The 17,104-nt window shown below is 67.5% G+C and carries 14 protein-coding genes and 1 pseudogene; 1 reads left to right on the top strand and 14 read right to left on the bottom strand.

All coding sequences use genetic code 11. The annotated features are described in order from the left end of the window. Entirely contained in the window at positions 1-450 is a 450-nt protein-coding gene (locus M1L61_RS03215; protein WP_029379786.1) for a DUF721 domain-containing protein, read from the top strand. 282 nt (positions 451-732) lie between these two features. On the opposite strand, the gene lpxC is transcribed toward M1L61_RS03215, so the two are convergent. The 14 genes and pseudogenes from lpxC to rsmH form a co-directional block, all read right to left on the bottom strand. Continuing rightward, positions 733-1,644 carry a UDP-3-O-acyl-N-acetylglucosamine deacetylase gene (gene lpxC, locus M1L61_RS03210; protein WP_005408085.1) on the bottom strand — a complete coding sequence of 304 codons (912 nt, stop codon included), beginning with the start codon at positions 1,642-1,644 and terminating at the stop codon, positions 733-735. A 191-nt stretch (positions 1,645-1,835) separates the two neighbouring features. Beyond that, positions 1,836-3,071, bottom strand: a complete 1,236-nt coding sequence (gene ftsZ, locus M1L61_RS03205; RefSeq protein WP_043397963.1) for a cell division protein FtsZ — start codon at positions 3,069-3,071, stop codon at positions 1,836-1,838. Positions 3,072-3,241: 170 nt separating this feature from the next. Beyond that, on the bottom strand, positions 3,242-4,477 hold the full coding sequence (gene ftsA, locus M1L61_RS03200) for a cell division protein FtsA (protein WP_005408083.1): 1,236 nt from the start codon (positions 4,475-4,477) through the stop codon (positions 3,242-3,244). A gap of 71 nt (positions 4,478-4,548) precedes the next feature. Next, positions 4,549-5,223, bottom strand: a pseudogene (locus tag M1L61_RS03195) (cell division protein FtsQ/DivIB); the annotation flags it as partial. Further along, a complete protein-coding gene (locus tag M1L61_RS03190) occupies positions 5,220-6,182 on the bottom strand; it encodes a D-alanine--D-alanine ligase (RefSeq protein ID WP_248854314.1) in 963 nt (320 codons plus the stop codon). The gene M1L61_RS03190 and the pseudogene M1L61_RS03195, both read right to left, overlap by 4 nt. Further along, positions 6,179-7,615: a UDP-N-acetylmuramate--L-alanine ligase gene (gene murC, locus M1L61_RS03185; protein ID WP_010481926.1), complete on the bottom strand. Its 1,437-nt coding sequence runs from the start codon at positions 7,613-7,615 to the stop codon at positions 6,179-6,181. The genes M1L61_RS03190 and murC overlap by 4 nt, the downstream gene beginning before the upstream one ends. Before the next feature lie 40 nt (positions 7,616-7,655). Further along, positions 7,656-8,741, bottom strand: a complete 1,086-nt coding sequence (gene murG, locus M1L61_RS03180) for an undecaprenyldiphospho-muramoylpentapeptide beta-N-acetylglucosaminyltransferase (RefSeq protein ID WP_248854313.1) — start codon at positions 8,739-8,741, stop codon at positions 7,656-7,658. Next, the gene (ftsW, locus tag M1L61_RS03175) at positions 8,738-10,057 is read right to left on the bottom strand and encodes a putative lipid II flippase FtsW (protein ID WP_049411261.1); all 1,320 of its coding nucleotides are present in this window, start codon (positions 10,055-10,057) and stop codon (positions 8,738-8,740) included. The genes murG and ftsW overlap by 4 nt, the downstream gene beginning before the upstream one ends. Before the next feature lies 1 nt (position 10,058). Further along, on the bottom strand, positions 10,059-11,144 hold the full coding sequence (mraY, locus tag M1L61_RS03170; RefSeq protein WP_010481929.1) for a phospho-N-acetylmuramoyl-pentapeptide-transferase: 1,086 nt from the start codon (positions 11,142-11,144) through the stop codon (positions 10,059-10,061). After that, the gene (murF, locus tag M1L61_RS03165; RefSeq protein WP_049411259.1) at positions 11,134-12,528 is read right to left on the bottom strand and encodes a UDP-N-acetylmuramoyl-tripeptide--D-alanyl-D-alanine ligase; all 1,395 of its coding nucleotides are present in this window, start codon (positions 12,526-12,528) and stop codon (positions 11,134-11,136) included. Before murF ends, mraY begins: the two co-directional genes overlap by 11 nt. Next, on the bottom strand, positions 12,525-14,033 hold the full coding sequence (locus tag M1L61_RS03160; protein ID WP_029379787.1) for a UDP-N-acetylmuramoyl-L-alanyl-D-glutamate--2,6-diaminopimelate ligase: 1,509 nt from the start codon (positions 14,031-14,033) through the stop codon (positions 12,525-12,527). Before M1L61_RS03160 ends, murF begins: the two co-directional genes overlap by 4 nt. Continuing rightward, positions 14,030-15,874, bottom strand: coding sequence for a penicillin-binding protein 2 (locus tag M1L61_RS03155; protein WP_043397940.1), 1,845 nt, complete (start codon positions 15,872-15,874; stop codon positions 14,030-14,032). The genes M1L61_RS03160 and M1L61_RS03155 overlap by 4 nt, the downstream gene beginning before the upstream one ends. Continuing rightward, on the bottom strand, positions 15,871-16,134 hold the full coding sequence (gene ftsL / locus M1L61_RS03150; protein WP_005412242.1) for a cell division protein FtsL: 264 nt from the start codon (positions 16,132-16,134) through the stop codon (positions 15,871-15,873). The genes M1L61_RS03155 and ftsL overlap by 4 nt, the downstream gene beginning before the upstream one ends. Further along, positions 16,131-17,099 (bottom strand): 16S rRNA (cytosine(1402)-N(4))-methyltransferase RsmH, encoded by a 969-nt coding sequence (gene rsmH, locus M1L61_RS03145; RefSeq protein WP_019661066.1) that lies wholly within the window; start codon positions 17,097-17,099, stop codon positions 16,131-16,133. Before rsmH ends, ftsL begins: the two co-directional genes overlap by 4 nt. Between the last annotated feature and the right edge of the window lie 5 nt (positions 17,100-17,104).

Below are 17,104 nucleotides of genomic sequence, written 5' to 3'. Positions count from 1 at the left end.
ATGTCTGAGCCGAAATCCAGCGTTCGCCCCGCGTCAGTGCCGAAGCCGGCGCTGGATGCGGTGATGGCGGACAAAAGCGGGAACCCGCTGCGGCGTGCCTTGTGGCTCGACGCGCTGGACCGTCAGTTGCGCCCCCAGTTGCCGCCACCTCTGCGCAGCCGTTGCCGGCTGGCCAATGTGGACGGGGAACACCTCGTTTTTCTCGTCGAGTCCCCGGTCTGGCATGCCAAGTTGCGGCTTGCCGAAGCCCAGTTGCTCGACGCGGCCCGTTCCATCGGGCTGAAGGCCACCAAGGTGACCATCAAGACTGCGTCTCCCACTCCCACGCGCTCCCCAGCGCTCGACAACCGGAATGGACCCCACGCAGTTTCAGCCGCCACGCACAAAGGGCTACGCGACGCCTTGGCTTGCCTGCAGGACGTTCCTTCGAAGCCGAAGAAGCGGTCCTGACGACAACGGAGCATCCGGCTCCGCTCCCCGTCGCACGTGTCACCACGGCGTGAAACATTTCGGGGGCCGGGTCGCATCCTAGCTGCCATCCGGGGGCCTGTCGTTAGATTGTTGTTAAAACTACGTTAAATTCAGGCTTCCGATCCAACAGGTTCACAAAACCGTGACCTCGAACCGGCCTTGATGCGCGTCAAGCATGCTGAATGCGACGAAGATGCCTGAAACGACAACGCCGCCCTGGAAGGCGGCGTTTTTGTCTTTCAATTCAACAACCTGCAGGAATCAGGCATAGGCCGGAGTGGCATATTCGACCGGATCCGGCGTGGCCGGCGAGTCGAAGCTGACCCATTCCCAGGCGGTGGCATCGGCCATCAGCGCGCGCACCAGCTTGTTGTTGAGCGCGTGACCCGACTTGAAGCCCTCGTAGGCACCCAGCACCTGGCCACCGGCCAGATAAAGGTCGCCGATCGCGTCGAGGATCTTGTGGCGCACGAATTCGTCGGCGTAGCGCAGGCCGTCTTCGTTGAGCACGCGGAACTCGTCCAGCACGATGGCGTTGTCCATCGAACCGCCCAGGCCCAGGTTGCGCTCGCGCATGTATTCCAGGTCGCGCATGAAGCCGAAGGTGCGCGCGCGGGAGATTTCCTTGGTGTAGGCCAGCGTCGAGAACTCGATTTCCTGGCGCGACTGCTTGGCCGGGATCATCGGGTGGTCGAACTGGATGGTGAAGCCCAGCTTGTAGCCCTCGTACGGGCTGAAGCGGGCCACCTTGTCGCCCTCGGTCACTTCCACGGTCTTCAGCACGCGGATGAAGCGCTTGGGCGCATCCTGTTCCACGATGCCCGCCGACTGCAGCAGGAACACGAAGGGGCCGGCCGAACCGTCCATGATCGGCAGCTCGGCCGAGGACAGTTCGACGATGATGTTGTCCACACCCAGGCCGGCCAGCGCCGACATCAGGTGTTCGACGGTCTGGATCTTGGCGTCGTTGCAGGTCAGGCCGGTGCACAGGGTCACTTCGGTGACCAGCTCGGCCTTGGCCGGCACTTCCACCACCGGGTCCAGGTCCACGCGGCGGAACACGATGCCATGGTTGACCGGTGCCGGGCGCAGGGTCATGTAGACCTTGTCACCGCTGTGCAGGCCAACGCCGGTGGCGCGGATCGTGTTCTTGAGGGTGCGTTGCTGGATCATGGGGGATGGACCGGAAGTGACACATTAGATTAACACGCAAGGTCCCCTACCCCGGCTGAAAGCAGGCAGGACGCACCGGCGCGCCAATGGGACGCACATGAAGCAGGGCGGCCGGGCCCATCCTGGCCCGGCGCCCGCATTTTCAGGACATGGTGGCGCAACCCGGGGAGGACAACCCCGGGCCGCCCCGCTCAGTCCGCCTGGCGGCGCAGGAACGCCGGGATGTCCAGGTAGTCGTTCGGCAGTTCCGCCGCAGCCGGGGCCGAAGCCGCCGGGGCCGACGGGGCCGAAGCCGCCGCGGTATCGCTGCTGGCACGACGCAGGCCCAGGCCCATGCCACCGACGGCCTTGGACACAGCGTCGCCGCCGTTGTCGAAGTCACCGAATTCCGGCTGGCCGGTGGTGGCATTGCGGACCAGCTTGATCGGCGCACGCTCGCCCGGACGCTGGGTCTTGCTGGCCGACACGCGGTTCAGGCCGGTAGCGACCACGGTCACGCGCACTTCGTCCTGCATGTCCGGATCCAGCACGGTACCGACCACCACGGTGGCGTCTTCGGAAGCGAAGCCATCGATGGTGCGGCCGATCTCGTCGAACTCGGCCATGGTGAAGTCGGCGCCGGCGGTGATGTTGACCAGGATGCCGTTGGCACCGGCCAGGTTCACATCGTCCAGCAGCGGGTTCTGGATCGCGGCTTCGGCAGCGGCCTGGGCGCGGTCATCGCCACGGGCGGTGCCGGTACCCATCATCGCCAGGCCCATTTCGGACATCACGGTGCGCACGTCGGCGAAGTCGACGTTGATCAGGCCCGGACGCACGATCAGGTCGGCGATGCCCTGCACGGCGCCCTGCAGCACGTCGTTGGCGGCACGGAAGGCCTGGATCATGGTCGCGTTGCGGCCCAGCACGGTGATCAGCTTCTCGTTCGGGATGGTGATCAGCGAGTCGCAGTGCTGGCTCAGTTCCTCGATGCCCTTCAGCGCCACCTGCATGCGGCGACGGCCTTCGAACGGGAACGGCTTGGTGACCACGGCCACGGTCAGGATGCCCATTTCCTTGGCCAGCTGTGCCACCACCGGTGCCGCGCCGGTGCCGGTGCCACCGCCCATGCCGGCGGTGATGAAGACCATGTCCGCGCCCTGCAGCGCGTCCATGATGCGCTCACGGTCTTCCAGCGCGGCCTGGCGGCCGACTTCCGGATTCGCGCCTGCGCCCAGGCCCTTGGTCACGTTGGTACCCAGCTGCAGCTGCAGCTTGGCACCACAATTCTTGATGGCCTGCGAGTCGGTGTTGGCGGTGATGAATTCCACGCCATCCACCGCCGAGTTGACCATGTGCGCCACGGCATTGCCGCCGCCGCCGCCCACGCCAACCACCTTGATCACCGCATTGGGTGCCATCTTTTCGATCAGTTCAAAATGCGCCATGTCCGTGTCCTCGTTGTATCCGCTTTGGCTGGCATGGGCATTCGGGCGTCCTGCCGTCCTGCTGCATGCCAACGTTGCGGCTGTGTGGGTTGTGTGTTGCCGGTATTGCCCTGTGATACGGGTACTGCGGGTGTTGCGCCTGGGCGATGCCCAGGTTTGCGGATTCCGCGTCAGAACTCGCCGCGGAACCAGGTCTTGAGTTTCTTGAACATGCTTCCAGCGCGCCCGGTCGGCAGCGACGGCCGGCGCGGATGCTCGATCTGGCTGCCCATCAGCAGCAGGCCCACGCCGGTGGCATGCACCGGGTTGCCGACTACTTCGCCGAGGCCGGTGACGTGCTGCGGAATGCCCACGCGCACCGGCATCTGCAGCATTTCCTCGGCCAGCTCGACCACGCCTTCCATCTTCGAAGCGCCACCGGTCAGCACCATGCCGGCGCGCACCAGTTCCTCGAAGCCGGAGCGGCGCAGTTCGGCCTGCACCATCTCGAAGATTTCCTCGTAGCGACCCTGCACCGCCTGCGCCAGCGAGTGGCGCGGCATGCGACGCGGCGGGCGGTCACCCACCGACGGCACCTGGATGCTCTCCTCGGCGGTGGCCAGCTGGGCCAGGGCGCAGGCGTAACGCACCTTGATCTGCTCGGCTTCCGGGGTCGGCGTGCGCAGCATGTGCGCGATGTCGTTGGTGACGTGGTCGCCGGCGATCGGCAGCGAGGCGGTGTGGCAGATCGCGCCCTGCACGAACACCGCGATGTCGGTGGTGCCGGCGCCCATGTCGACCAGCACCACGCCCAGCTCGCGCTCGTCAGCAGTCAGCACCGCCACGCTGGAGGCCAGCGAGGACAGCACCAGGTCATCCACCTGCAGGCCGCAGCGCTGCACGCACTTGCTGATGTTGGCCGCGGCCGACTGCGCGCACACCACCAGGTGCGCGTGCACCTCCAGGCGCACGCCGGTCATGCCGACCGGGTTGCGGATGCCTTCCTGCGAGTCGTCCAGCACGTACTCGCGCGGGATCGCGTGCAGGATCTTCTGGTCGGCCGGAATCGCCACCGCCTTGGCCGCGTCGAGCACGCGATCCAGGTCGCCCCAGGTCACCTCGCCATCGCGGATCGGCACGATGCCCGGCGAATTCTTGCACTGCACGTGGTTGCCGGAGATCGAGGCGTACACCGAGCGGATCTCGCAGCCGGCCATCAGCTCGGCTTCTTCCACCGCGCGCTGGATCGACTGCACGGTCGATTCGATGTCCACCACCACGCCGCGCTTCAAACCGCGCGACTCGTGCGAGCCGATGCCGATCACTTCGATCGGGTTGCCCGGCGAATACTCGCCCACCAGCGCCACCACCTTGGAGGTGCCGATGTCCAGGCCAACGATCAGCGATTTGTCACCCTTGCGATTCATGTCCTTTCCTGCGTCCTGCTGGCTGGGGTCGCCGGCGTTTTCGCCGGCGTGGCCGGGGTACCCCAGCTCAGCGTGAAACCATTGGTGTAACGGAGGTCGGCGCGCTCGATCGGCGCGTCCTGACGGTTCAGCTGCGGCAGCACCTTGACGAAGCGCTGCATGCGCGAGCGCGCGTCGTCACGGCCCACCACCACTTCGGTGCCGTTGCTCAGCACCAGCGACCAGCTGCCGCGTGCATCCATCGTCACCCGGCGCACGTCGACGCCGGCCGGTGCAAACAATGCACGCGAGTCGCTGTACAGCTTCATCACTTCTTCTGTCTGGCTGTCCGGGCCATCCAGTTCGGGCAGCGCCAGGTCGGCCAGCTTCTTCGGCGTGGGGAACAACTTGCCCTGCTCGGAAACCAGGCGGTCGCTGCCCCAGCGCGCGAACGGCTTGTGCTCGACCAGGGTCACTTCCAGCACGTCCGGCCACTGCTTGCGCACCTGCGCACTTTCCACCCACGGCAGCTGTTCCAGCGCGTCCTGCGCGTCCTGCAGCTTGACCGCGAAGAAGCCGGCGCGCGCGTACGGCAGCAGCACCTGCTGCAGCTGTTCGGCCGGCACCCGCTTGAACTCACCATGCACGCGCAGCTTCGCCAGCGGCCAGCGCTCGGCGCCGACCCAGCCATTGACCACGGCCACCACCGGCAGTGCAACCACCGACAGCGCCAACAGCCAGACGAAGATGCGCAGCACCGCGTTCATGCGTGCGAGGCCTCCAGGGTCTGTTCCAGCACGCGCCACACCAGCTCTTCGAAGCTGATGCCGGCCTGGCCCGCGGCCTTGGGCACCAGCGAATGGCTGGTCATGCCCGGCGCGGTGTTCACTTCCAGCAGGAAGAAGCGGCCGCTGCTGCGATCACGCATGACATCCACGCGGCCCCAGCCACGGCAACCGGCGGCACGGAATGCGGCCAGCGCGATGCGCCGGATTTCTTCTTCGTCGTCACCGTCCAGGCCCGGGCACAGATACTGGGTGTCTTCGGCGATGTACTTGGCGTTGTAGTCGTACCACTGGCCCTTGGGCACGATGCGGATCGACGGCAGCGCGACATCCCCCAGGATGGCCACGGTCAGTTCGTCGCCCACCACCATCTGCTCCATCAGCAGCTGGCCGTCGTAGCGCGCGGCCAGCGCCACGGCCTCATCCAGGCCCGCATCATCGGTCACCCGGCTGATGCCCACGCTGGAACCTTCGTTGGCCGGCTTCACCACCACCGGCAGGCCCAGTTCGGCCGCCAGCGCATGTACGTTCGACGCGTCGACCTTCCTGTACTGCGGGGTCGGCAGGCCCAGCGACAGCCACACCTGCTTGGTGCGGATCTTGTCCATGCTCAGCGCCGAACCCAGCACGTCCGAGCCGGTGTACGGCACGCCGAAGGCGTCCATCAAGCCCTGCACGATGCCGTCCTCACCACCACCGTTGTGGCCATGCAGGATGTTGAACACGCGATCGATGCCACCGGCGGCCAGCGCCTTGGCCAGCGCAGGGATGCCGTCCACGGCAAACGCATCGACGCCGCGTGACTGCAGGGCTTCGAGCACGTTGCGGCCCGAGTCCAGCGATACCTCGCGTTCGCTGGAGCTACCGCCCAGCAGCACGGCGACGCGGCCGAAGCGGGCCGGGTCGGTCACGTGCAGCGGCGGGAAGGTCAGCGTGCTCACGCCTCGCCCTCCCCCTTGAAGCCTTCCACCGCGATGTGGGTGGCCACGGCGCCGATGTCGCCCGCCCCCATCATCAGCAGCAGGTCGCCGTCCTGCAGCACGTCTGGCAGCACGCTGGCCAGTTCGGCAGCCTTGCCCACCACCACCGGCTCGCTGCGGCCGCGCGCACGGATGGCACGGGCCAGCGCGTGCGAATCGGCACCGGCAATCGGCTCTTCACCGGCCGGGTAGACCTCGCTCAGCACCAGCGCGTCGACACTGGACAGCACCGCGGCGAACTTGTCGAACTGGTCGCGGGTACGGCTGTAGCGGTGCGGCTGGAAGGCCACCACCAGGCGCTTGTCGGCCCAGCCACCGCGGGCGGCGGCGAACACGGCTTCCAGCTCGCTCGGGTGATGACCGTAGTCGTCGATGATGCGGACCTTGGCACCGCTGGCGGTGGTCACTTCGCCCAGATCGTTGAAGCGACGGCCGACACCGGCAAAGGCTTCCAGCGCGCGTGCAATGGCATCCGGCGCCACGCCCAGCTGCCAGCCCACCGCAGCGGCGGCCAGCGCGTTCAACACGTTGTGCTTGCCCGGCAGCGCCAGCACCACTTCCTGGCTGGTGCCTTGCGGCAGGCGCAGGGTGAAGCGCATGCGCGAGCCTTCCTGCACCACGTTCTCGGCGCGCACGTCGGCCTGCGGGCTCATGCCGTAGCTCATCACGTGGCGCGGGGTCTTGGCGGCCAGTGCAGCCACTTCCGGGTCGTCGATGCACAGCACCGCCAGGCCGTAGAACGGCAGGCGCTGCAGGAACTCGGCGAACGCCGCCTGCACGCGGGCGAAGTCGTTGCCGTAGTTCTCCAGATGATCGGCATCGATGTTGGTGATGATCGACATCAGCGGGTTCAGGCGCAGGAAGCTGCCATCGCTTTCGTCGGCCTCGGCGACCAGCCACTGGCCACCGCCCAGCTTGGCGTTGGCGCCGGCAGCCAGCAGCTGGCCACCGATCACGAAGGTCGGGTCCAGGCCACCTTCGCTCAGCACCGCAGCGGTGAGGCTGGTGGTGGTGGTCTTGCCATGGGTACCGGCCACGGCAATGCCGCGGCGGAAGCGCATCAGTTCGGCCAGCATCGCTGCGCGCGGCATGATCGGAATGCGCTGGCTGCGCGCTTCCATCAGTTCCGGGTTGTCTTCGCGGATGGCGCTGGAGACCACCACGCAGTCGGTGCCCAGCACGTTGGCCGCCGAGTGGCCGCGCATGATGCGCGCACCCAGGCTGGCCAGGCGGCGGGTCGCCACGTTGTCGGCGTTGTCCGAGCCGGACACTTCATAGCCCAGCGTCAGCATCACTTCGGCGATACCGCTCATGCCGGTGCCGCCGATGCCGACGAAATGCACGCGCGGGAATGCGCGCACCAGGTCGTTGGTGTCGTGCAGGCGACGGATCATGCGCGGCCTCGCGCAGGGCAGGCGCGGTGGCATGCCTTCTTCATACAGCTTCCTCAAGAATGATATCGGCGATGCGCTCGGCGGCATCGACCTTGGCCAGGGCACGCGCGGCTTGCGCCATCTGCATGCGGCGGGCGGGATTTTCGGACAGATCGCGCAGCAGTGCGGCAATGCCGTCGGCCAGCGTTCCGTCCTGCTTCAGCAACACCGCCGCGCCACGCTCGACCAGGTACTCCGCATTGCGGGTCTGGTGATCGTCGACGGCGGCAGGGAATGGCACCAGCACGCTGCCGACACCGACCGCACACAGCTCGGCCAGCGTCGAAGCGCCTGCACGGCACACCACCAGATCGGCCCATGCAAAGGCTTCGGCCATGTCCGCGATGAACGGTGTGATTTCAGCCTGCACGCCGGCCTTGGCATACGCCTCGACAGCTTCGGCATGCATCTTCTCGCCACTCTGGTGGCGCACCTGCACCGGCACACCCGTGCCCAGCGCGGCAATCGCCTGCGGCACGCCGATGTTGAGCGCACGCGCACCCTGGCTGCCGCCGACCACCAGCACGCGCAACGGGCCGTGACGGTCGGCGAAGCGCTGTTCCGGCGGCGCGATGGCCGCGATCTCCGCACGCACCGGGTTGCCGACGAACTCCTCGCGCGCGGCGAAGGCACCGGGGAAGCCGGTCAGCAACCGGCGCGCATAGCGCGACAGGATGCGGTTGGTCATGCCGGGCGCGCGATTCTGTTCGTGCACCAGCAGCGGCAGGCCGTGCAGGCGGGTGGCCATGCCACCGGGGCCAGAGGCAAAGCCACCGAAGGCGACCACCGCACGCGGCTGGCGCTTGCGGATGATCATGCCGGCCGCGCGCAGCGCGCGCATCAGCCGCCACGGCGCGCCCAGCAGGGCCAGCTTGCCCTTGCCGCGCAGGCCGGTGATGGCCAGCGTGTCGATTGGAATGTCGTGCTGTGGCACCAGGCGCGTTTCCATCGCACCGTCGGCACCCATCCAGGTGACCGGCACGCCGCGCTGGCGCAGCACGCGGGCCACGGCCAGGCCGGGGAAGATGTGACCGCCGGTGCCACCGGCCAGGATCATCACCGGGCGGGCGTTGGAAGCACTGCTCATGACAGCCTCCCGAAGGTCGGTTCGATGCGCGACTGCAGGCGGCTGGTGCCACGCGCAGCGTTCGGCGCAGCGGCAGCCACCGGCTCGGCGCTCATCGGCACGCTGGCGGCCACCGGCGCGGCGGGCCCGTCCATCGGCTCGGCAGCGGCGTCTTCGGCGCCGCCGATGCGCACGGCCTGGCGGCGCTCGGCGCGCTTGAGCTCATAGGACACGCGCAGCAGCAGGCCCATCGCCACGCAGGTCATCAGCACCGACGAACCGCCGGAGGAGATCAGCGGCAGGGTCAGGCCCTTGGTCGGCAGGATGCCCAGGTTCACGCCGATCGAGACGAAGGTCTGCATGCTGATCCACAGGCCGATGCCGAACGCGATATAGCCGGAGAAGTGGCGCTTCATTTCCACGCAGCGCATGCCCAGCCAGAAGGTGCGGCCGACCAGCAGCGCATACAGCGCCACGATCACGCAGGTGCCCAGGAAGCCGAATTCCTCGGCGGTGACCGAGAAGATGAAGTCGGTGTGCGCTTCAGGCAGGTAGTACAGCTTCTGCACCGAGTTGCCCAGGCCGACGCCGGTCCACTCGCCACGGCCCACCGCCATCAGCGCGTTGGACAGCTGGTAGCCGTCGCCCTGTTGGTCGGCCCACGGGTCCAGGAAGGAGGTGATGCGGCGCATGCGGTACGGCTCGATGATCGCCAGCGCGCTCATGCCGACCAGGCCGATGATCACCGGCATCGACATGCGCGGCATGTTCACCCCGCCCAGCACCAGCATGCCGGCGGTGATCGCCAGCAGCAGGGTGGACGAACCGAAGTCCGGCTGCAGCAGCAGCAACAGCACCAGCGCACCGGCCACGCCCAACGGCTTGAGCATCGCGGGCCAGGTCGCGTTGACCTCGTCGCGGAAGCGCACCAGATAGCTGGACAGCCAGACGATGTAGAGCACCTTCACCGCTTCCACCGTCTGGAACTTGGAGATGCCCAGGTTGATCCAGCGGCGTGCGCCGTTGACCGTGCTGCCCAGGCCCGGTGCGAACACCGCCAGCAGCAGCACGAAGCAGCCCAGCAGCAGCATCTGGTTGTACTGCTCGATGGACTTCAGTTCAGTGCGGGCGGCCACGACCGCCAGCACGATGCCCACCGCCAGGAAGATCAGGTGGCGGTTGAGGTAGTAGAACGGGCTGCTCATCAGCGCGATCGAACTGGACGCCACCATCACCACGCCAATGCCCGTGAGCGCGATGATCGCGCCCAGCAGCCACTTGTCGTAGCTGCCTTCGATGGCTTCAAGGCGTGTTGCCTGGCGGGACAGGTCGTTCATCTCAGCGCACCTTCAACGTGGCCAGGCCGATCAGCACGAGCACGACGGAGATGATCCAGAAGCGCACGATCACGCGCGGCTCCGGCCAGCCCTTCAGTTCGAAGTGGTGATGGATCGGCGCCATGCGGAACACGCGCTTGCCGGTCAGCTTGAACGAGGCGACCTGGATCATCACCGACAGCGTTTCGATGACGAACACGCCGCCCATGATCACCAGCACCAGTTCCTGGCGGGTGATCACCGCGATCGTGCCCAGCACCGCACCCAGCGCCAGTGCACCGATGTCGCCCATGAACACCATGGCCGGATAGGTGTTGAACCACAGGAAGCCGAGGCCCGCACCGGCGATGGCCGCGCAGATGATGACCAGCTCGCCGGCGCCCGGGATCTGCGGGATCTGCAGGTAGTTGGCGAACACCACGTTGCCCGAGGCGTAGGCGAACACACCCAGCGCGCAGGCCACCAGCACGGTCGGCATGATCGCCAGGCCGTCCAGGCCGTCGGTCAGGTTCACCGCGTTGGAGAAACCGACGATCCAGAAGTAGGCGATGGCCACGAAGCCGATGCCGGCCAGCGGCAGCGCGATCGACTTGAACATCGGGATGTAGAAGGTCAGCGCCGCCGGCACGTCGGCCGTGTAGAACAGGAACAGGCCCGCGGCCAGGCCGAAGATCGACTGCAGCAGGTACTTCCAGCGCGACTTCAGGCCGTTCGGGTCGCGGCGGACGATCTTGATCCAGTCGTCATACCAGCCGATGGCGCCGAAGCACAGCATCACCGCCAGCACCAGCCACACGTAGCGGTTGCGCAGGTCAGCCCACATCAGCACCGACAGGGTGATGGTGAGCAGGATCAGCGAACCGCCCATGGTCGGTGTGCCGGCCTTGGAGAAATGGGTCTGCGGACCGTCCTTGCGGATCGGCTGGCCGCCCTTGAACTGGGCAAGCTTGCGGATCATCGCCGGGCCGAGCCACAGCGACAGGAACAGGGCCGTCAGCGCGGCAAGGATGGCGCGGAACGTCTGGTAGTTGAACAGCCCGAACAGGCTCTCCAACTGCTGCAACCATCGAGCCAGTTCATACAACATGCGGGGATTCCTCTCCTTGCGCCAGCAGCGCTTTGACAATCGTGTCCATGGCGCTGCCACGGGAACCCTTGACCAGGCAGCGCACGCCGGCGTGCAGCTCGTCCTTCAGCGCCTGCGACAGCGCGTCATGGGTGGCGAAATGACGGCCGCCTTCGCCGAAGGCGGTGGCGGCAGCGGCGCTGAGCGGGCCCAGCGCATACAGGCGCTTGAGGCCAGCAGCGCGCGCGCGGAGCCCCGCCTGCGCGTGCAGTGCTTCAGCGTCCGGCCCCAGCTCGCGCATGTCGCCCAGCACCAGCCAGCCCTCTTCCGGGGCTGCGGCCAGGGCATCGATGGCCGCAGCCAAGGAGCCGGGATTGGCGTTGTAGCTGTCATCCACCAGCACCGCGCCGTTGCGCAGCTGATGGGCGATCTGCCGACCCGGCACCGGCTGTGCCTCGGCCAGGCCGGCGGCAATCAGCGCGAGATCGACACCGGCGGCCAGCGCCAGGCTGGCCGCGGCCAGTGCATTGCTGACGTTGTGGCGCCCCGGCAGGCCGAGCACCACGCGGGCTTCACCGGCCGGCGAAACCAGGGTGAACTGGCTGCCCTGCGCACCGGCGCGGATGTCGCGCGCGGTCACGTCGGCGGTATGTTCCAGGCCATAGCGCAGCACGCGGCAGCGCGGCGGAGTGCCGACGAAATGCTGTTCGAACCAGCGGCCGTAGGCATCGTCGGCGTTGATCACCGCCACACCATCGGCCGGCAATGCGGCATAGATCGCGCCCTTGGTCACTGCCACGCCGAGCAGGCTGCCCATGCGTTCCAGATGGGCCGGGGCGATGTTGTTGACCAGCGCATAGCGCGGGCGGGCGATATCGGTCAGGTAGGCGATGTCACCCGGCTTGCCAGCGCCCATCTCGTAGACGGCGTAGTCGGCATCTTCCGGCGCATCGATCACCGCCAGCGGCAGGCCGATCTCGTTGTTGCGGTTGCCCGGGTTGGCGTAGACCACCTTGTGCGCGTGCTGTGCCACCTGCTGCAGGATCGACAGCAGCAGGCTCTTCACGCTGGTCTTGCCGTTGCTGCCGGTGATCGCGAACACCTCGGTGCCGCGGTCACGCTGCATGCCGGTGGCGATCTTCGCCAGCGCCAGTTCACTGTCGGCCACCAGCACCTGCGGCAGCTCGATCGGCAGCAGGCGCTCGACCAACAGCGCACTGGCACCGCGCGCCTGTGCGTCGGCGGCGAAATCATGGCCGTCAAAACGCTCGCCGCGCAGCGCCACATACAGGCTGCCCGGACCGAGGCTGCGGGTGTCATGGCTGACCGCATCGATGGCCACGTCGTCGCCGTGGATCTCGCCGCCGGCCCAGTGTGCGATCAGCGAAAGCAGGGTGCGCTTCATGCGATGCCCTCCCCGGCCTGCGAGCTCAGAACACCGGCCTTGGCAGCCAACGCAGCGGCGGCCACTTCGGTGTCGTCGAAGTCATGGCGTACGCCATTTACTTCCTGGTATGGCTCGTGGCCCTTGCCGGCAATCAGGATGATGTCGCCGGCACCGGCGCGCTTCACCGCCAGGCCGATCGCACGCGCGCGGCTGCGCTGCACGGTCACGGCATCGGCATTCTGGAAGCCCGCCAGGATGTCGGCCACGATCACGTCGCCATCCTCGCCACGCGGGTTGTCGTCGGTGACGATGACCTGGTTGGCCAGGCGCTCGGCGATCGCGGCCATCTGAGGACGCTTGCCGGTATCGCGCTCTCCACCGCAGCCGAACACGCAGAACAGCGCGCCGTGCAGGTGGCCGTGCAGGCTGTCCAATGCCTGTTCCAGCGCGTCCGGGGTATGTGCGTAATCGACCACCACGGTCGGCAGGCCGTCTTCGCCGCCGAGGCGGTTCATGCGGCCGCGGATCGGCTGCAGCGCCGACAGCACTTCAGCGATGCGTGGCAGCGGCTGGCCCTGTGCATGCAGGGTTCCGGCCACGGCCAGCAGGTTGTCCACGTTGAACCGGCCCAGCAGCGGCGACTGCACCGCGGCACGTTGGCCGTCGATGACCAGTTCGAACGCAATGCCTCGGCCATCCAGCTGTAGCGCTTCAGCGCGCACGCTGGCATCGCTGGCACCACGCGAGCTCAGTCCGATCGGCTGCACGCCCGCCGGCAGGCCGGCAAACAGCTGGCGGCCGAAGGCGTCGTCAAGATTGATCACCGCAGCCTTCAGGCCCGGACGATGGAACAGCCGCGCCTTGGCCGCGCCGTAGCTGGCCATGTCGCCGTGGTAATCCAGATGATCGCGGGTAAGGTTGGTGAACACCGCCACGTCGTAATGCACGGCATCGACGCGGCCCTGGTCCAGCGCGTGCGAGCTGACTTCCATCGCCACCGCGCGCGCACCGGCGTCGCGCAGCTGCGCCAGCAGCGCATGCATCTGCAGCACCAGCGGCGTAGTGAAACCGGTCGGTTCAACCGCACCATAAAGTCCGGCGCCCAGCGTGCCGATACTGCCACTGGGCGTGCCGAGCAGGTGCCAGGCCTGGGCCAGCAGCTGCACGGTGGAGGTCTTGCCGTTGGTGCCGGTCACGCCCACCATCGCCATCGCCCGCGACGGTGCGCCATGGAACTGGTCGGCCATCGCCCCCATGCGCGCACGCAGGCCCGGCACCGCGATCGCATCGGCCGGGGCCGGCAACTCGGCAGGGGCCGGCGGCTCGAACAGGATGGCGCCAGCGCCCGCCGCGCGGGCCTGCTCGACAAAGCCCAGGCCATGCGCGCCGAAACCGGCGATGGCGACGAAGGCATTGCCGGGGCGCACGGCGCGGCTGTCCAGCACCAGGCCGGTCAGAACGGGATCATGGCCCGCCAGGGCCACGTCCGGAAGCAACTGCGAAAGCAACATCGAAGGACTCATTGCGTGCCTCCCGTAGCGGGCGGCGTCTGGGCTTGCGCGCTGGGCAGCGCAGCGTCGAATTCAGCGGCGGCATCCACCGGCAACGCGGCTTCTGCCGGCGGCGCGGGCAGGATCGAGGCCGAGTGGCCGACCTTGCCGGACTGCTGTGCGGCCAGCCACGACTGCAGGTCGTCCAGCGGCACGTCCATCAGGCGCAGAGTGCCTTCCATCACGTTGTGGTAGACCGGCGCCGACACCAGGCCACCGTAGAACTTGCCGGCCTGCGGGTCGTTGATGACGATGACGGTGGCGAAGCGCGGGTTGGTGGCCGGCACCACGCCGGCGAACAGCGCGTTGTAGTGGCCGCGCTCGTAGCCGCCCGGACCGGCCTTTCGCGCGGTACCGGTCTTGCCGGCCACGCGGTAACCCAGCACCGCCGCCTGCTTGGCGCCGCCCTGGGTGACCACCGTTTCCATCATCGCCACCACCTGCTTGGCGACATTCTCGTCGATGATCTGCTGACCTTCATTGCGCTGGCCCTTGACGAAGGTCGGCGCGATCAGACGACCGCCGTTCGCCAGTGCCGAATAAGCCGTAGCGATCTGCAGCGGGGTGACGTTCAGGCCGTAGCCGTAGGACATCGTGGTCTTGGTGGTGCCCGACCAGCGCGCCGGGCGCAGCACCACGCCGCCGGATTCACCGGGGAAACCGCTATGCGGCACCGAGCCATAGCCGAAGCGGCGCACGCCGTCGTAGAACACCTGGTCCGGCATCTTCGCCGCAACCTTGGCCGCGCCCACGTTCGAACTGCGGGTGATCACGCCGGTCACGTTCAGCACGCCGTTGTTGCGCGGCACGTCGCGGATGGTGAAGCGACCCAGGGTCATGTAACCCGGGTTGGTATCGATGATGGTGTCCTTGGTCACCGCACCGGCCTGCAGCGCGGTGGCGATGGTCAGCGGCTTCATCGTCGAACCCGGCTCGACCAGATCGGTCACCGCACGGTTGCGGCGCGCATCGGGCAGCGCGCCGGTCAGCGAATTCGGGTTGTAGGTCGGCAGGTTGACCATGGCCAGGATCTCGCCGGTGGTCACGTCCATGATCACCATCGAACCGCCGGCCGCCTTGTTGGCCACCAGCGCGTTGCGCAGTTCCTTGAACGCCAGGTACTGGATGCGGCGATCGATGCTGAGGGTCAGGTCCTTGCCCGGTTCAGCAGCGCGCAGCAGATCGCTCTCGACGGTTTCGCCCTTGCGGTTGCGGATGACCCGCTTCGCACCGGCCTTGCCGCGCAGCCATTCGTCGAACGCCAGCTCCAGGCCTTCCTGGCCGCGGTCGTCAATGTTGGTGAAGCCCAGCACGTGCGCCATCGCTTCGCCCTGCGGGTAGAAGCGGCGGAACTCGCGCTGCGCGGCCACGCCCGGAATCTTCAGCGCGACCACCTTTTCTGCCTCGTCCGGATTGATCCGGCGGCGCAGGTACATGAATTCCTTGTCCGACTTCTGCGACAGGCGGCTGCTCAGCTCATCCACCGACATGCCGACCGCCTGGGCCAGCTCCGGAATGCGCTCGGGCGAGCGCAGCAGGTCCTGCGGGTTGACCCAGATCGAGGCGACCGGCGTGGATACCGCCAGCGGCTCGCCATTGCGGTCGGTGATCATGCCGCGCGAGGTCTTGATCGGCAGTTCGCGCAGGTAGCGGGCCTCGCCCTGGCGCTGGTAGAAATCGCTGTTGACGATCTGCACGTAGGCGGCACGACCGACCAGCGACACCGAGCACAGGCCGAGCGCCAGCGCGACCCAGCGCAGGCGCTGGCGCAGGTTGAAGGCGTTGCGCGGGCGGTTTCGGCCGGTCTTGCTCATGGCCGCACCACCACGATGTCGGCGGCCTCGGGGAACTTCATGCCGAGCTTCTCGCGGGCGATGCGATCGACACGGTTGGCTTCGGCCAGGGTCGCCTGCTCCAGCTGCAGGCGGCCGAATTCCAGATTGATGTCATCGCGCTTGCGCTCGGCGCGCGACAACTCGATGAACGTCTGCCGGTGACGGTGACGCACGAACACGACGCCGATCGCCGAGGCCACGGTGGAAGCCAGCAGGATGATCAGCAGCAGCCGGCTCATGCATCGGCCTCCCGCTTCTGGGCCACGCGCAGCACGGCGCTGCGGGCGCGCGGGTTGGCGGCCAGCTCTTCGTCGGTGGCCTTGATGGCACCGCCGATCAGGTCCAGCGTCGGCACGAACGCGACCGCCTCGGGCAGCCGGCGGTTGGCCGGCGGCGCCTTGGCCAGGCGGTTCATGTACTGCTTGACGATGCGGTCTTCCAGCGAATGGAAGCTGATCACCGCCAGGCGGCCACCGGGCTTGAGCCGTTCCACCGCCGCATCGAGCCCGGCTTCCAGATCGGCCAGCTCGCGGTTGATGTGGATGCGGATGGCCTGGAAGCTGCGCGTGGCCGGGTGGATCTTGTCCTTGCCACGCGGCATCACCGAGGCGATCAGCTCGGCCAGTTCGGCGGTGCGGGTGAACGGCTGCTTCTCGCGGCGGGCCACGATGGCACGGGCGATGCGGCGGCTCTGGCGTTCTTCGCCATAGGTCCACAGTACGTCGGCAATCTCGCGGTCTTCCACGCGGTTGATCCACTGCGCGGCGCTTTCGCCGCTGTCCGGGTCCATGCGCATGTCCAGCGGGCCGTCCTTGCCGAAGCTGAAACCGCGCTCGGCCACGTCCAGCTGCGGCGACGACACGCCCAGGTCGAACAGCACGCCGTCCAGGCCTTCGGCCGTCGCATCCCACTGCAGCAGCTGGGCGAAGCTGCCACGGAAGATGGACACGCGCGGGTCCGGCGCGAAATCGCGCTCGGCAACGGCGATGGCTTCCGGATCCTTGTCCATGACCAGCAGGCGCCCCTCGGGACCGAGCTGGGTGAGCACGCCACGTGCATGACCGCCACGACCGAACGTGCCATCCAGATAACGTCCGTTTTCGATCACCCTCAGGCCTTCAAGGACCTGGGTGTACAGGACCGGCAGGTGCACCGCCGGCGACTGCGACACCGGAAGGTGACCGGTCTGCGCTTCTGGGCGCATCCGGG

Source organism: Stenotrophomonas sp. NY11291 (genome assembly GCF_023277365.1).
Classification (GTDB): domain Bacteria; phylum Pseudomonadota; class Gammaproteobacteria; order Xanthomonadales; family Xanthomonadaceae; genus Stenotrophomonas; species Stenotrophomonas geniculata.
The sequence above is the reverse complement of the archived record's forward strand: the minus strand, read 5'-3'. Positions and strand labels throughout refer to the sequence as shown.

Excerpts from the sequence above, each read along its gene's own strand:
- M1L61_RS03215 (WP_029379786.1), top strand. The coding sequence starts at position 1 with ATGTCTGAGCCGAAATCCAGCGTTCGCCCCGCGTCAGTGCCGAAGCCG.
- lpxC (WP_005408085.1), bottom strand. The coding sequence starts at position 1,644 with ATGATCCAGCAACGCACCCTCAAGAACACGATCCGCGCCACCGGCGTT.
- ftsZ (WP_043397963.1), bottom strand. The coding sequence starts at position 3,071 with ATGGCGCATTTTGAACTGATCGAAAAGATGGCACCCAATGCGGTGATC.
- ftsA (WP_005408083.1), bottom strand. The coding sequence starts at position 4,477 with ATGAATCGCAAGGGTGACAAATCGCTGATCGTTGGCCTGGACATCGGC.
- murC (WP_010481926.1), bottom strand. The coding sequence starts at position 7,615 with ATGATCCGTCGCCTGCACGACACCAACGACCTGGTGCGCGCATTCCCG.
- murG (WP_248854313.1), bottom strand. The coding sequence starts at position 8,741 with ATGAGCAGTGCTTCCAACGCCCGCCCGGTGATGATCCTGGCCGGTGGC.
- ftsW (WP_049411261.1), bottom strand. The coding sequence starts at position 10,057 with ATGAACGACCTGTCCCGCCAGGCAACACGCCTTGAAGCCATCGAAGGC.
- mraY (WP_010481929.1), bottom strand. The coding sequence starts at position 11,144 with ATGTTGTATGAACTGGCTCGATGGTTGCAGCAGTTGGAGAGCCTGTTC.
- murF (WP_049411259.1), bottom strand. The coding sequence starts at position 12,528 with ATGAAGCGCACCCTGCTTTCGCTGATCGCACACTGGGCCGGCGGCGAG.
- M1L61_RS03160 (WP_029379787.1), bottom strand. The coding sequence starts at position 14,033 with ATGAGTCCTTCGATGTTGCTTTCGCAGTTGCTTCCGGACGTGGCCCTG.
- M1L61_RS03155 (WP_043397940.1), bottom strand. The coding sequence starts at position 15,874 with ATGAGCAAGACCGGCCGAAACCGCCCGCGCAACGCCTTCAACCTGCGC.
- ftsL (WP_005412242.1), bottom strand. The coding sequence starts at position 16,134 with ATGAGCCGGCTGCTGCTGATCATCCTGCTGGCTTCCACCGTGGCCTCG.
- rsmH (WP_019661066.1), bottom strand. The coding sequence starts at position 17,099 with ATGCGCCCAGAAGCGCAGACCGGTCACCTTCCGGTGTCGCAGTCGCCG.